The organism is Eudoraea adriatica DSM 19308, from assembly GCF_000382125.1.
Taxonomy (GTDB): Bacteria; Bacteroidota; Bacteroidia; order Flavobacteriales; family Flavobacteriaceae; genus Eudoraea; species Eudoraea adriatica.
In genome coordinates this window covers 202,912-217,023 of sequence record NZ_KB907551.1, presented here as the reverse complement: position 1 = coordinate 217,023, position 14,112 = coordinate 202,912, and the positions used below count along the sequence as shown (strand labels likewise).

Genomic DNA, 14,112 nt, shown 5'->3' with positions numbered 1-14,112 from the left:
AAGATGATTAAAAGGAAATCACTCCTTTTATATTGGTAATTTCTATTTAAATACTATTTGTAAATTCTCTTTTCAGACTATTTAATTTATTGGAAATACTTGCATTGTATTGCAAATCCCCAATGCGTAATATAAAGCCTCCTATTATGCTTTCATCAATTTGATTTTCCAAAGTGATTTTATTCTTTGTTATTTTTCCAATTTGAGAAAGAATCTTCTTTTCTAAAGATGGAGTTAATGGAACTGCTGTGGTAACCAGAGCAACATTTTCTCCCTTTAAATCGTCATTAAGCGCAATGTATTTAGAAGCAACCTCATATAAGAGGTCGATTCTTTTTTTAGAAACCAGTAAAGAAAAAACTTCTTTAGTGATCTCATTGAAATTCTTAAAGAGTGTTAGCAGAACTTCCTTCTTTGACGAACCTTCAAGAATAGGGCTTGCAAGCATTTCCTTTAATTCATTGCTATCAGAAATAGTTTGAACTATCGACCGCATATCACGATCAATTGCATCTGTAGCTTTTTGTTCTACTGCAAGATTTAATGTTGCTTTTGCGTAACGTAAGGCTGCTCTTGATTCGTTCATTTAATTAATTCAATTTAATATCCCCTAGCATGTCATCAACCAATTTCAACTGTTTTTCTTTATTGGACAGTTGTTCTTTGATTACTTTCTCAGCAATTTCAACAGAGAGTTCAGCTACCTGATTTTTAATATCTGCAACAGCAGCTTTTTTCTCACTTTCAATAGTAGCTTTTGCCTGCTTAATTAATTTATCGCCTTCAGCCTGAGCCAATTCTTTTGCATCCGTGACAATTTTTTCCTTTATCTCTCTTGCTTCTTTTAAAAGGTTTTCACGTTCTGTCCTTGCTTCCTTTAATAATTTCTCGTTATCTGCCGTTACATTCTGCATTTCTTTTTTGGCTTCTTCAGCTGCATCCAATGCATTTCTAATTCCTTCTTCTCTATCACTTATTGCATTCAGGATTGGTTTCCATGCATACTTCCACAATAAAAAAACCAATGCCAGAAACAACAAAGTTTGCCAAAAGAACAAGCCCAACGAAAAATCTTCTATTAATTTCTCCATACTATAGTATTAAATCTTAATTGTTCAATTTTTGAATTAAACCAATGGTAGTAACCAACCGTTACTACCATTGGTTATTTTTCTAGTTTTCTGCAGTTGCAAACAATGCAGCAAAACCAATACCTTCAATAAGCGCCGCAACAATAAGCATCGCCGTTTGAATTTTTCCGTAAGCTTCAGGTTGACGTGCAATCGCTTCCATAGCCTGGCCACCGATTCTGCCGATACCCACTCCTACGCCGATTACAATTAATCCTGCTCCTACAATTCTTGGAATTGTCATAGTATATATAATTAAAAATTAAACATTCAAATTAATGTGCTTCTGCATGCTCATGCTCCTCAGAAGCAAACCCAAAATACAAGGCCGACAACATTGTAAAAATATAAGCCTGTAATAATGCCACTAATATTTCTATTAAAGAAATAGCAAACGCGAGTCCAAAGGATAACGAACTTCCAATCCAGTTTTTAAACAGGAACATAAGCCCAATTAAACTCATAATAACAATATGTCCCGCCTGCATGTTAGCATACAAACGAATCAATAATGAAAATGGCTTGATAAATATTCCTAAAACTTCAATAGGAATTAATATTACATAAAGGGGAATTTTAGCATACCATGGCATTGAGTTCCCCAGCGGATCAAACAAATGCTTCCAATAGGTTTTTGTTCCGGTAAAGTTGGTAATCAAAAACGTGAGAATTGCCAATGCCGTTGTAATGGCAATGTTTCCGGTTACGTTAACGCCTAGTGGAGTTAATCCAAACATATTAAGAAACCATATAAAGAAGAATATGGTAAGCAGAAAAGGCATGTATTTCTGATACTTTTTTTCTCCTATTGTGGCTATGGCTATATCGTCTCTTATGTATATAATTACTGGTTCAAAGAATCGTCCAACCCCTTTTGCTATCCCTCTGTTTTTGGAATACGATTTTGCCAGGCCTCTGAATAAAAGGAACATTAAAAGACCAGTGATCAGGATCATCATGACGCTTTTAGTAATCGAAAAATCTAAAGGCTTTATATTGGACGCATGATGTTCAGAATCATAAGTTATCGTTCCGGTCGCATCAGTTTTATAAATTTTTCCGTGGTATAATTTATAATGATTTTCATCTGCTTTTGCTACCTCTTCACCATGATGAAATCTGGAAGATGAAAATACCACTAAACCATCATCCCATAGAATAACAGGCAATGGAAAACCAACGTGATGCAGAATGCCATCGCTATCGGTATAGGAAAACAAGGAAAAATCATGAGAATCCTTAAGGTGATGCTGTATGTATTCGTCTATTTCTGTTTTCAGGTCGGTTTTGGTTTCATCACTACTCATCTCCGACTCCTTAGCGAAAATGGTTGCGTTGAAGAATAAAGTACAAACCAGTATGAAGTTTACCAAAAGAGGATTTCGCATATCACTTATAAAAATGGGTCTCTAAAAATCCGTGCAAATGTAAGCTATTCTCTTAAAAAGAAAAAAGCATTTAGAGTTTTATTTTCCCCTGAAAATCAGTGTTAGCCATTCTATAGCTGATCTATTTCCCGCAAGAGTTTTATAAGTGAAAAAGTCTCTACGATGAGACAAGTAAAATAGGGTATAAAAAAAATAAAAAATTCGAGTTTTGTGAGTTTACTGTCCAACAAAAAAATTGGATCAAAAACCAGGAAGTAGATAACAAATTTTAAAGTGCTCCCGAACATAAATAAAAAACCAAGATTCTTGTTTTTCCTCTCCGCAAAATAAAGCAGCGTGGAATATATCCCCAAAGCCATTGCAAAATTTATTAGATAACCGAGAAGTAGCAGCGTGAAATCGAATTCCAGGTTACGGACCAATAAAAATAATGTGTGAAGCACTCCTGCAAATAAAATTGCAGCAAGCAACTGGCTTGTGAAAATGATTATTTGTTTATTCAAATCAGGAATTTAATTTCTTCGTTTGCTGTATCACCAAATACATTGAAATGGCCACAGCAAATAAAGTAAGAATTATGGTGTAGGTGTTTTTTTCGTCCAGATACTTCATATCCAGCCATTGACCTAATCTGGCTCCCAGATATATAATAACTCCCATTTGAACGGCAATTCCTGTAAGACTTAGCCAGTATTTGGCTTGCTTTTTCCCTTTAGCCATTTTATTGAGATATTTTTTAAAGTATAAAAATACCGAAAATGTAATTGCCCTGACTATAAGATTGAAGTATTTATATGAAACTACTGACCTAAAGAAGTATCGAATAAGCCAGATAAACCCCAATGCAGTCAGCCCGGGTTTAATTCAAACAAAATGGTATTAAATGATCAGGAAACTTTGGCGGGTTCATTTTTGCTACCCGACTCGCTGGCAACACCAGACTTATATATTTCTGAGCTCTTATTCCCAGAACTACTTGCTGCTGTAGTCTTACTTGTATCTGAAGAGCCAATACCGCCCTTGCCTTTCATTGTACAAGATGCGTTAAATGTTGCTCCGGGTTCAACAGCCAGTTTAGCAACGGTAACTGTACCTTCAATAACGGCAGACGCTTTTAATGCCAATAAATTGGATACCTGAAGCTCTCCGTTAAAACTTCCTTCAATATCAGCATTAACACATTCTACTTTGCCGTGAATGTATCCGTCTTTTCCAATTACTACCTTACCGGAAGTCTTTAAATTTCCATCTAATTTGCCGTCTATCCTAAAATCAGCTTCAGATATAATATCACCTTTAATTCTGGTGTTCTTTTCAATTCTGTTGGGTTGTCCTCCTGTTTCGTTCATAGTTTTAGGTTTTTTGTTATCAGAAAACATCTTGTTTATGGTTTTGGGGTTAAAACTTGATTTAAATAATCTTGTAAGTTTTTATGTACTTGTATGATTTTATAGTTAGAAGATAAAATTACGAAATTCTCATTAGCAATCCGGTAATCCCTGTTTTTATTTAGTAGTTCAACATATCCTAATGCGTAATCCTTAGATCTGAATCCATGAACGACTATAAATTCCGTCTCCAGGTCATAAATATCTTTTGAAACCAGATTTTTATATTCCAAATCTGCAATGGATTTCTCCAATAAATTTTTTAGTTCCATTGCCTTCTCGTCGTTCTGCCTTTTAAACGGAAAGATAACCTTCCAATTAGCTGTTCCCTTTGAATCGATTTCTAATGAAAAGTCCTTGGGTTCTAATTTGGGTAATTGTTCGGCAATTATTTGTTGGGCCTTTTTACCTTCAGGATTATTCGGATAGTTCAGGGCTACATAATTAAGTGCTTCCTTGAAGTCGTTGAAGCCCTGGAGCCTGCCTATGGCATTGGCCTTTAGCATTTCAAATTTGGGCACAATAGGGTCCCCGGTGTACAAATTTATATTGGCTTCAGCCCCTGTAATAACCTTTAAATACTCCTGATTTTCATATAGTTTATACAGTTGGGCATATCTGGCATCAGGGCTATCTGCTGAGCCTGCCAAAATTGCCTGGGGATTTACCAATATTTCGGCATATCTGGAATCGGGATAGCTCCGTATAATATCTTGTTTCATGCTTTCGGCAAGCGGACTGCCGGACTCCTCATATATCTTATACAAATTATACATGGATGGAAGTACCAACCTTTCCTCCGGGTCTGATTTCAATACCCTTTCCAATTTTCCAGCTGCTAAAAGGTTTTCCTTAAATTTCTCTTTATAAATTAGTCCAAGCTGGTAGTTTGCAAAATTTCTTTCAATTTTAAGGCTGTCAATAATTGAGCTATCTGTTGGTATCTGATCTAAATAATATTCTACCGAATATTTTTGCTCTTCTGAAATTTCTCCTTGCCGGCCATTAGCCCCATCAGCAATGAGAGGATCTCCGACACCCTCTACTAACCTGGATGTATTTTTATTACTCCAACGCCAGTCATCCTCCAAAACCCGTTCACCCCAATTGGTTTTAAAGTCGTTTTTGCCATAACCAAGGCTTGTAATATTATAAAAGTAAAATTTTCCCTTATTTTGTTTCCCACCCTTTGTTTCAGCGAAAGCCGCAAAACCCGCATTAGCCCGGTTTTCCTTTTTTTGTGCTTCTTCTTCCTCGGCTAGCTTCAATTTGGCAATATAATCTTCAAAAAATGCCAATTGATCAATTTTTGGAAGATTAAACAGTGTTATTACGCTATCTGCGTATTGAACAACATTCTCATATTTAATAACATCTTCCAGATTATCCTGTTTCTTCTTAATAGTCCTGAATTTCTTAGTATTCTCTGGTAAGTTCGTTAATACACTATCATAATAATTCCCTGCATTTTGGTATTCATTCTGATCAAAGTTATATTCTGCAAGATTTTCATAATTGAGAGCATTTAACTGGGGTGAATTTTGAGTTGCCCTTAAAGACTTATTAAAATATGCTATGCCCAGACTGTCTGACCCAATGGCCATATAATATTCAGCCTTCTGATTGTATATCTTATCCAAAAATGGCCTGTTTTCCCTGTTCTCCTCAAGATCAACCAGTTCTTCAAGAAGTTCTTCCTTATTTGCCTCAGTTATATCAGTATTTTGAATTTGGTGTAAATGGGCATTAATCATATACACCCTTGGGGATTTCCTTTTTAAGTCAATAATTTTTTCAAAGGCGTAATTTGCACTATCCCTATATCCCAACTCATTAAATAGTTGCCCTATAATAAAATAATACCTGCCTTTCTCAGGAATCTTCTTAGTATAGGCCGAAGCTATTTTTAATTCCTGAATAGCCGTATCCGGAACCTTCAGGTTGATATACGCCTGCGCCATCATTGCATGAGTGTCTGCATATTCCTGATCGCTAAGCTGTTCGTACTTAAGAAGGGTTTTTAAATTTTTAAGCGCCAGTTCCTCGTTATTCAGCCTAATATTGGTTTTTTCTCTCCATATTGTCGCTTCGTTTAACTTATCACTTTGAGTATATTTCCTTAAGATATAATTAAATGCTTCTATAGCAGGTATGTAGCGTTGGTCAAAGTATCTTGCTTTACCCAAAAGGAGGAAGGCTTCATCTGTTTGTGGATTACGCTCTTCATCTTTTATATCCATACTGTGCTTTTGAATAGCTTTTGTAGCTTTTTCCTCAGCAATCACAAAGTTTGGATTGTTGTTTTCAGAATCGAGTTTTATTTCATCCTTAACCTGTAAGCGCTCAACGGGTAGCACTTCCCAATAGTTATCCAGATATGATATATTGAGTGCCTCTCTACCTTCCTCAAATGCAATATTGCCATTGTACAAGACATTGTACTTGGTATTCACCGCATGCCAATTGCGGTTTACAAAAGTGTCTTTCTTGGTAGAACAAGCGTTAAAAAGTATGCCCCCAAGAACACCAGCCAGGATAAATTTTATACGTAGCCTCAAAATTGTTGGTATTCTATGTAATCTTAACTTAAAAACATTCAGATTATTATCTTTTTGTACAGGAAAAGGGAGGATAAATAGGTATCTACGTTCAAAAAGCTATAACAGAATAATATTTATCCAAAAATAAACTGGAAAGAATAGAAAAAACACAAGGTTAGAAATCTGATACCCTTAGCTACTAAAAAACAACTCAAGTTCCTTTAATGTTTCTGTGGAGGTCTGAATATCTTTGACTATTTCCCCATTATTTAATACCACAATGCGTTCGCAAACTTCCGTTACATGTATGAGATCATGGCTCGAAACTAATACGGTTACTTCCCTGTCTTGTCCCAGTTTTTTTATAATTGATTTGAGTCTTATTTGTGTAGTGGGGTCTAAATTGGCAAAAGGTTCGTCCAGGATTATGACCTGAGGTTCTCCGATAAAAGAAGCTACTATACCCACTTTTTTCTGATTCCCCTTTGATAAATCCCGCAAATACTTTTTTTGCCCTAAAATCTCCCCATGAAAGAAATCCTCAAAGCCGGTAAGAAGTTCATCCACATCTTTTTTAGATTGCCCTCTTAATTCCCCGATAAAATAGAAATACTCTTCAGGGGTTAGGTATCCGATCAGAAAAGTCTCGTCTATAAATGCCGAGGTAAAGGGTTTCCATGCTTCACTAATATTTACCTGTATTTCATTATTGATTACTTTACCTGTTGTTGGTTGAATCAGGTCTAAAAGCAAACTGAAAAAAGTAGTCTTCCCTGCCCCATTATTCCCTACCAGACCAAAACTCTGCCCTTTGGGTATCTCTAAGCTTTCGATATTTAAAACGGTCTTACCTCCGTATACTTTAGTTAGATTTTGTGAGTAAATCATTTCTATTTATAAATTTTCAGGCTTTCTGTTTATAAGCCAAAAGGGTTTTATATTTTTCTTTTTTATACACTTTTTCAATCTTTCTGAACACCAAATTCTTAAAAGCAAAGCCCAATATTCCGGTAAGCGCTACAAACAGGTATCCCGCAGTTGGATTAATAAGGTAATGGCCCAACCCATATATTGCAATGGGTAATATTAATTTTGGTAATGTCAGAAGGAGTGTTTTTACATTGAATGCCTGCTTATCCCCGAAAGCTTTCTTGTTAGAAGTTAAATCAATCGGAGTCTTTATATACGCCCCTCCCCATAATACCAGATAAGAGTTTACGCCAATATTGTAGATTGCTCCTACGATTACCGCCAAATAAGCATCCCAGCCAAAATAGAGATAAAACACAGATAGGATTGTACTGATTATTGTCGCTATTATAATCAAATACCATTTAGAAGAAAGATATTCTTTGTATTGTATGTTCTGACTCATCATAAGGGGGTAATAAGAACTATCCCAGCTGGGTACAAACTGTCCAAAACTAAATAAGAAACCTCCGGAAACGAAGATGCCCGCAAAAATTTTCCAAACAGGGTTGTCATAGGCCTCAATACTATTTGTAAAAAACAATAGTCCATAAAAAAGAAATATAAAACTCATGATTACCGTGGTTTTAGACCTTTTATTCCTCTTTATTAGTTTAATGTCGTTTTTTAGAAAAGTTCCTAAGTTTCCAAACCGATTGAGCCAGGTATAATCTTCAGATTTTGCGATTGCATGCTTTGTGGCCAAACCGGCATCCAGATACATATTATTCTTAAAATAGTTAAATGCTCCATAGTAAAGGCCGATTAAGGCAGCCCAGGGAATAATCGCAGTCCAGGGTATATCATAAAACATATTGAAAACGGGTGAAGAGTAGACAGTGATATCAAACCATTCATAATACTGACAAATTCCCAAAATTGCCAGAATTGCAACTAAGGGATAAAAAATACTGTCTTTATTATTCATCATAATGTTGATGAAATTATTACAATAAAACAAGGCCATGATTCCCAAATGCCATCCTATTACCCCTAATGGATTATATCCCTCAATAATGAGTACAATGGAAAATGGCACAAAGAAAAAAGCATGAGCCCAATTAAAGAATGAAAAGATTGTTTTCCCAAGAGAAAAGTAAACCACCTGGCTTTTATTAAAAGGTAAATAAAGCAAAGGTTTGATGTTTAAAACAGGCATTTTTTGAAGCATATACCGGATATAAACATCCATTACCAGGTAATAAATGATATACTTATTGACAAACAATAATGGGTCTCCCAACCCATTTTTCTCAATAATAAAATAAGACCCAACCCCTAATGCCAGAAATACAACTATAAAATACAAAGCCCCAAAAATCATCAGGATCTTAAAAACCAGGTTTGTTTTAAAAGAAGCTGCCCTGAAAAATGACTTCCATTGCAGTTTAAAAAAGTGTTTGAACATGAAGGCTGGTATTTTTCGTTCAAAAAGTTAGTACCTCAAATTTATTATTTGTTACAAAGAGAAGTTAATTTCTCATTATTAATCCAATGCAATCCTTAATTTTGCACAAATTTTTTATTATGAGTGACTTTTATTCCCTTACAATAAACAAAATATCCAGATTAACCCCTAACTCAGTCGCCGTGAGTTTCGCTATTCCTAAAGAACTGGAAAATGTATTTGCTTTTGAGGCGGGGCAATATATAACCATTAAACATGAAATAAATGGAGAGGAAGTCAGGCGGGCTTATTCCATTTCCTCAAGTCCGGAAGACAAGCATATTACAATAGGTATCAAAAAAGTGCCGGAAGGACGCTTTTCATCATATGCGAATACCTCACTCAGGGAAGGAGACCAATTGTTGGTTATGCCTCCGGAAGGGCGATTTATTTACAAAAATTCTCCTCAGCAGGAAAATATATGTGCTGTTGCTGCAGGTAGTGGCATTACACCTATAATGAGCATAGCCAGAACAGTTTTGAAAAGCCACCCGGAAAATACATTTTTATTGGTCTATGGAAATAAAAATAAATCTGAAACTATGTTCCTCGATGAAATATTGGAACTCCAAAATGACTATAAAGACCGCTTTGCAGTTCAGTTTGTTTATAGCAGGGCCAGGGAAGATGACTCCTTGTTTGGGAGAATAGATGCCTCTGTAATAAATTTTGTCCTTAAAAATAAATTTAAAGAAACCAGGTTCAATACATTCTACTTATGTGGCCCTGAGGATATGATCAATCTTACGAGGAACACACTAAAAGCGAATGGAATAGCTGAGGGTTCTGTCTATTTTGAACTTTTTACTACAACGGAGAACGATGCTGCCGAAACTATAACGACTGAAGGTATAACAACAGTAGAAGTGTTGTTGGAGGATGAAGTTTACTCCTTTAGCATGGATAAAAAATCTACAATTTTAGATGCTGTCCTGGATGAAGATATAGATGCCCCATATTCTTGTCAGGGGGGAGTTTGTAGTACGTGTATTGCAAGGATTACCGAAGGTGAAGCAAAAATGGATAAAAACCAGATCCTTACGGATAGTGAGATTGCAGAAGGACTTATTCTTACTTGTCAGGCCCATCCGGTAACGGCAACGTTGAAAGTAGACTATGATGATGTCTAATAGCTATATTGTATTGTATTTTTAGTTTAAAATCAGATCAGCTAAACCTGCATTATAGAAACCAGGTGGTTTGTCAATGCGTATTAAATGCAATAGTTGTTCAACTAAAATGCATTTAATCCGGAAGTTTGGTTAAAAAACCTTAACAATCGTTTTTATCCGTTATTTTTCCCGTCCTATTAGAGACCAAATAGTTTGTTTACTTTATTTTGGGTAGCCTGGTTATTTAAGACAATCCTATTGGGATATTTTAAATCCAAAAAGGATTGAATTAGTAACTAAGTGCGTAAAAAAACATGTCAGGAATCATTAGATTATGTTAATTGGTACTTTCATTTTGGGTTTTTTAGCCAGACCTGAGGCTCATAAACCTTAAAAATTCAGTAAAATGCCATTCGTCGATGTTTTTTTCCGACTAAGTGGTCGGTAAAAAATCGGGTTGGATATGCCGTTTATCGGGAATTCATCATTATAACGATTTTTTAAAGGCTTACATCCTTAAATATTCACCTTCCTGTGCTTTCGAGGGTTCTTGTTTATAGACCCGATGGTCTGTTTAACACTAAAACCCAAATCTAATGGATAAGAATTTAAAACGCATGGCCACCATGCATCGGATGCAAGTTACCGGATTGGAGTTGTTTTATAAGAATGGCTACTACAATACCAGTATAGATGATATATTGAAATCTCTTTCTCTTTCCAAAGGAGCTTTTTACTATCATTTTCAGTCAAAAGAGGATTTTTTCGTCAGTATTGTTCAAAACTTAATTGTTCGTAAAGTATACAGTATGCTTATTGAGCCAATAGAAGGAAAGGAAAACCCCTTCGTGGTAATTGAAAAATGTTTTGAAAATGCTTTGGAAACAGCAGAACATAATGAAATGGACTATGGCTTTATCCTTAGTAACTTTATTTCAGAGTTTAACCGCCGAAATACTGTCATCTCTAATTACTTAATGGATATTTACAAGGTTTGGGAAGTGAATTTAGTCTCAATCCTACAAAAAGGGAAGTCGGATGGCTATGTGGACAGACATGTTGACAGTGAAGGCGTTGCCACATATTTAATTTCGTCGTACATGGGTGTAAGAACCTTAATGGTGCAGGGTAACTGTAGAAATCTGCGTTATAAGTACATGCAGCAATTAAGGCATTATTTCAGTTCTTTAACCTTAAAAGAAATTGCATAAACTATTTTACTTCATCTGAAGAAGTGAAGTAATCCTGGATATAACAGTTTCGGGCAAAATGGTAGACATTACGTTTTCATATCCTTTTGGAGCTTTATTTCCATAAATAGAAGTTGGAATAAATGGAAATTTATTCCGGTCTGAAAGCAAATTGTTATCAGAAGCCTGATTGAATGGTGAAAAACCGGCATAAGGATGTGTAATACCCCATAAAGTAATAGTAGGTATGTTAAACATGGCAGCCAGGTGTCCATTACCACTATCCATTGAAAGCATAAGATCCAGATTTGATATTAGCGCCAATTCTTCTTCAAAAGACATTCTGCCAATAGTATTTATACAGTTTTCATAAAGAGCAGACCATTGTTCTGCCTGTTTCTTTTGATTGTCTCCGCCGCCAAAAAGAATTATTTTATACTTATTGGTATTATTTAATGCTTTGATAATTTCTTCCATAAGCCCATAGGGATACATTTTCCCCTCATAGGCAGCAAACGGGGCAATTCCTATCCACTTCAGGTTATCAGGCGCGATTACTTGCTGTACTTTTTGCGGCAATTCTCTTTTAGCTAGAACTTCTGTAGTTTCCAGTTGTATTGGGAATCCAAGTTGGGAAAAAACGTCCTCGTAGCGCTGAAAAGTTGTTTTTAATGGTTTGAAGACCTTTTTTTTGGTAGCAGTCAACGCCCTTTTTTCTTTTCTCCCTTTATCAATCTGAATAAAAGGGATATTATTTAATGTAAAGAACCTTTTTAAAACAGAACTTCGCAGCACATTGTGGAGATCCCCCACGGCGTCGATTCCCAGAGTTTTCAGTTCCGTAAATAACCTCCACAAACCTAAAATCCCTTTGTGTTTGCCATTAACATCTGCCTGATAAACGCGAACATTTCTCAAATCAGTAAACATAGGCCTATAAAAAGCCCTGGTAAGAACTGTAATTTGCAGATGGGGATGTTGTTCTGTAAGTGCCTTTAAAACAGGAACCGTCATGGCCACATCGCCCATGGCCGACAAACGAATAACTAAAAGATGTTTGATATTATTTTTGCCCACGCAAAACCGGATTTAACTCCTCGTCGTTGTACATCTTCATCTGCTTATAGGTCTTCATAAAGATGGCTCCTTGCTCAATATCAGACAGAAGCTGATCTATTGCAGAGGATAAATCCTCTTTTTGCTCTAGAAGGACCTTTAGTTTATCACTGCATTTTTTAATGTGTTCCGGCGAGGCATCCAGACGCTCCGCTTCTTCCTGCATATGGTAGATTTTTAAGGCCAGAATGGAAAGGCGATCAATTGCCCAGGCCGGGCTTTCAGTATTTAGTCTGGCATTTGGCAGTATTTGTACCTTTCGGTATTTATTTAGGAAATAACTATCAATATATTCTACCAAATCTGTTCTATCCTGATTGCTGGCGTCAATTTTTCGCTTTAACTCCAGGGCCTTCACCGGATCTATATCAGGATCTCTTATAATATCCTCATAATGCCATTGAACCGTATCTATCCAATTCTTTCTGTACAAAAGATGATTAATTTCGTCTTTTGGATATGGATTATTGAATGGCTGGTTAACGTCATCCTTTATATGATAGTTAACAATACTTTCCTTAAATATCCCAAAGGCTAAATTACTAAACATAGTGGTTTAATTTTAATGTAAATATACCCTTTATTTCACAATCATTTGTGTTATTAAAAGCAGCAATGGGGCTATTACGGATACTATTAAAACGATTTCCCTGAGAGTCGTTTTTTTAATTAATTCTACATATTTCGCCAGAAAAATTGCTCCCGGGCAAAAAGTAACCAGGACAGGGTAAATATCATTGGAGGTTTTTAAAAAGGTAATGGTAAAACCCAGGACAAGCGAAATGGCAATAAGACGCATGGTAATTATTTTACCCATACCTAATTTGCTCATTTTAATAAATGTCATTGTCGCGCCAATAAATGTAAATATTGCATAAACTGCGAGTTTGGTGCTATCCTTCCAGTACTCCATTACATCAAACTTCAGGGACAATTGATAATGGTTGCTTAAAAAATCGAGATTGTCTGTAATTATCAGAAAACTATATACAATTATTCCCACCGCAAAAATACCGGTCAAAGGAACCAGCCAATTTTTTATATTCTTGGGCTCATAGAAATAAATAGCGATCCCAACCAAAATAAGATATACTATGGCCCAATCATAAAAAAGGCTTGCAATCAGGGTCCATATTGTGGCATCGAGTATTTTAAGTTTAAGATTCTTCAAAGATTTTAGGCTAATAAGTCTCCTCAATGCCAACAAAAGGAAAAAAGTACAAAACACGGAATTATCATCCAGCAAAACCTCAGGAAAAATAACAATTAACAGTGTAAAATAGAGAATGGCAAATGAATTGGTGGCTGTAATTTGATTTCGCTTCACAATAAAATCAACCGCAAAAACACTAAATAATAAAACCCCCAGGACTACAAATTTAGTAACCAGCTTTTCCGGGCCATAATGGTTTTTGTAAAGCACAAAATTGACAAACCAGTAGAACACGAATAAAAAACCTTGAAGAATAATAAAGTTTATTGGTTTTGTTTTTCCAAAAATGCCTGAAATCATCCCGGGTTTTTATATTTTTGCAATGTAAATATAACCAAGATGAGAGCATTTTTTGAAGGCATAGAGGATTTATTCGTTAACGGACTTTTCTGGCCTTATGATTTTTTTCGATTTATGTCTAACTGGTGGACTTCCAATGCTGTAAACTGGATCTTTGTATTACTAGGAGCTACTGCGATGATATACTGGCTGATACAACTGAAAAAGTTTGACGATAGCGGAGAAGAAGATAAGAGCATTACTTCCCATTCGTACTTATAAAATTTGATATTTAGCTTTCTTAATAGAGCTTAATAGGAATCGTCAACCTTAAGAATTA

At 35.6% G+C, this 14,112-nt stretch carries 16 protein-coding genes; 3 read left to right on the top strand and 13 right to left on the bottom strand.

The window, feature by feature from the left end:
• Window positions 1-46: 46 nt before the first annotated feature.
• From atpH to G504_RS0114505, 10 genes are all read right to left on the bottom strand, one after another.
• Window positions 47-586: an ATP synthase F1 subunit delta gene (gene atpH, locus G504_RS0114550; protein WP_019670927.1), complete on the bottom strand. Its 540-nt coding sequence runs from the start codon at window positions 584-586 to the stop codon at window positions 47-49.
• Window positions 587-590: 4 nt separating this feature from the next.
• Window positions 591-1,091: a F0F1 ATP synthase subunit B gene (locus G504_RS0114545; RefSeq protein WP_019670926.1), complete on the bottom strand. Its 501-nt coding sequence runs from the start codon at window positions 1,089-1,091 to the stop codon at window positions 591-593.
• Between the two features lie 82 nt (window positions 1,092-1,173).
• Window positions 1,174-1,374: an ATP synthase F0 subunit C gene (atpE, locus tag G504_RS0114540; RefSeq protein ID WP_019670925.1), complete on the bottom strand. Its 201-nt coding sequence runs from the start codon at window positions 1,372-1,374 to the stop codon at window positions 1,174-1,176.
• A gap of 31 nt (window positions 1,375-1,405) precedes the next feature.
• Window positions 1,406-2,518 carry a F0F1 ATP synthase subunit A gene (gene atpB, locus G504_RS0114535; RefSeq protein ID WP_019670924.1) on the bottom strand — a complete coding sequence of 371 codons (1,113 nt, stop codon included), beginning with the start codon at window positions 2,516-2,518 and terminating at the stop codon, window positions 1,406-1,408.
• A gap of 110 nt (window positions 2,519-2,628) precedes the next feature.
• The gene (locus tag G504_RS18820; protein ID WP_019670923.1) at window positions 2,629-3,021 is read right to left on the bottom strand and encodes a hypothetical protein; all 393 of its coding nucleotides are present in this window, start codon (window positions 3,019-3,021) and stop codon (window positions 2,629-2,631) included.
• A 1-nt stretch (window position 3,022) separates the two neighbouring features.
• Window positions 3,023-3,238 carry an AtpZ/AtpI family protein gene (locus G504_RS0114525; RefSeq protein ID WP_019670922.1) on the bottom strand — a complete coding sequence of 72 codons (216 nt, stop codon included), beginning with the start codon at window positions 3,236-3,238 and terminating at the stop codon, window positions 3,023-3,025.
• A gap of 167 nt (window positions 3,239-3,405) precedes the next feature.
• Window positions 3,406-3,897: a bactofilin family protein gene (locus tag G504_RS18815; RefSeq protein WP_019670921.1), complete on the bottom strand. Its 492-nt coding sequence runs from the start codon at window positions 3,895-3,897 to the stop codon at window positions 3,406-3,408.
• 5 nt (window positions 3,898-3,902) lie between these two features.
• Window positions 3,903-6,464, bottom strand: a complete 2,562-nt coding sequence (gene porW / locus G504_RS0114515; protein WP_019670920.1) for a type IX secretion system periplasmic lipoprotein PorW/SprE — start codon at window positions 6,462-6,464, stop codon at window positions 3,903-3,905.
• Window positions 6,465-6,638: 174 nt separating this feature from the next.
• A complete protein-coding gene (locus G504_RS0114510; RefSeq protein ID WP_019670919.1) occupies window positions 6,639-7,334 on the bottom strand; it encodes an ABC transporter ATP-binding protein in 696 nt (231 codons plus the stop codon).
• Window positions 7,335-7,350: 16 nt separating this feature from the next.
• A complete protein-coding gene (locus G504_RS0114505; RefSeq protein WP_019670918.1) occupies window positions 7,351-8,823 on the bottom strand; it encodes a DUF5687 family protein in 1,473 nt (490 codons plus the stop codon).
• Window positions 8,824-8,942: 119 nt separating this feature from the next.
• Here G504_RS0114505 and G504_RS0114500 point away from each other — a divergent pair, with 119 nt between their 5' ends.
• Window positions 8,943-9,992, top strand: coding sequence for a ferredoxin--NADP reductase (locus tag G504_RS0114500; RefSeq protein WP_026348600.1), 1,050 nt, complete (start codon window positions 8,943-8,945; stop codon window positions 9,990-9,992).
• A 578-nt stretch (window positions 9,993-10,570) separates the two neighbouring features.
• Window positions 10,571-11,185 carry a TetR/AcrR family transcriptional regulator gene (locus G504_RS0114495; RefSeq protein WP_019670916.1) on the top strand — a complete coding sequence of 205 codons (615 nt, stop codon included), beginning with the start codon at window positions 10,571-10,573 and terminating at the stop codon, window positions 11,183-11,185.
• A gap of 6 nt (window positions 11,186-11,191) precedes the next feature.
• Here the strand turns inward: G504_RS0114495 and G504_RS0114490 are convergent, their stop codons facing one another.
• From G504_RS0114490 to G504_RS0114480, 3 genes are read right to left on the bottom strand one after another with little or no spacing between them, the layout of a single operon-like run.
• Entirely contained in the window at window positions 11,192-12,241 is a 1,050-nt protein-coding gene (locus G504_RS0114490; protein WP_019670915.1) for a glycosyltransferase family 9 protein, read from the bottom strand.
• Window positions 12,228-12,830, bottom strand: coding sequence for a DUF4254 domain-containing protein (locus G504_RS0114485; RefSeq protein ID WP_019670914.1), 603 nt, complete (start codon window positions 12,828-12,830; stop codon window positions 12,228-12,230). Before G504_RS0114485 ends, G504_RS0114490 begins: the two co-directional genes overlap by 14 nt.
• A 30-nt stretch (window positions 12,831-12,860) precedes the next feature.
• Window positions 12,861-13,727: a hypothetical protein gene (locus G504_RS0114480; protein ID WP_240473051.1), complete on the bottom strand. Its 867-nt coding sequence runs from the start codon at window positions 13,725-13,727 to the stop codon at window positions 12,861-12,863.
• Window positions 13,728-13,832: 105 nt separating this feature from the next.
• Between G504_RS0114480 and G504_RS0114475 the strand changes: the two genes are divergently transcribed.
• Complete coding sequence (locus G504_RS0114475; RefSeq protein ID WP_019670912.1) at window positions 13,833-14,054, top strand: DUF6341 family protein; 222 nt, start codon at window positions 13,833-13,835, stop codon at window positions 14,052-14,054.
• The last annotated feature ends 58 nt before the right edge of the window (window positions 14,055-14,112 follow it).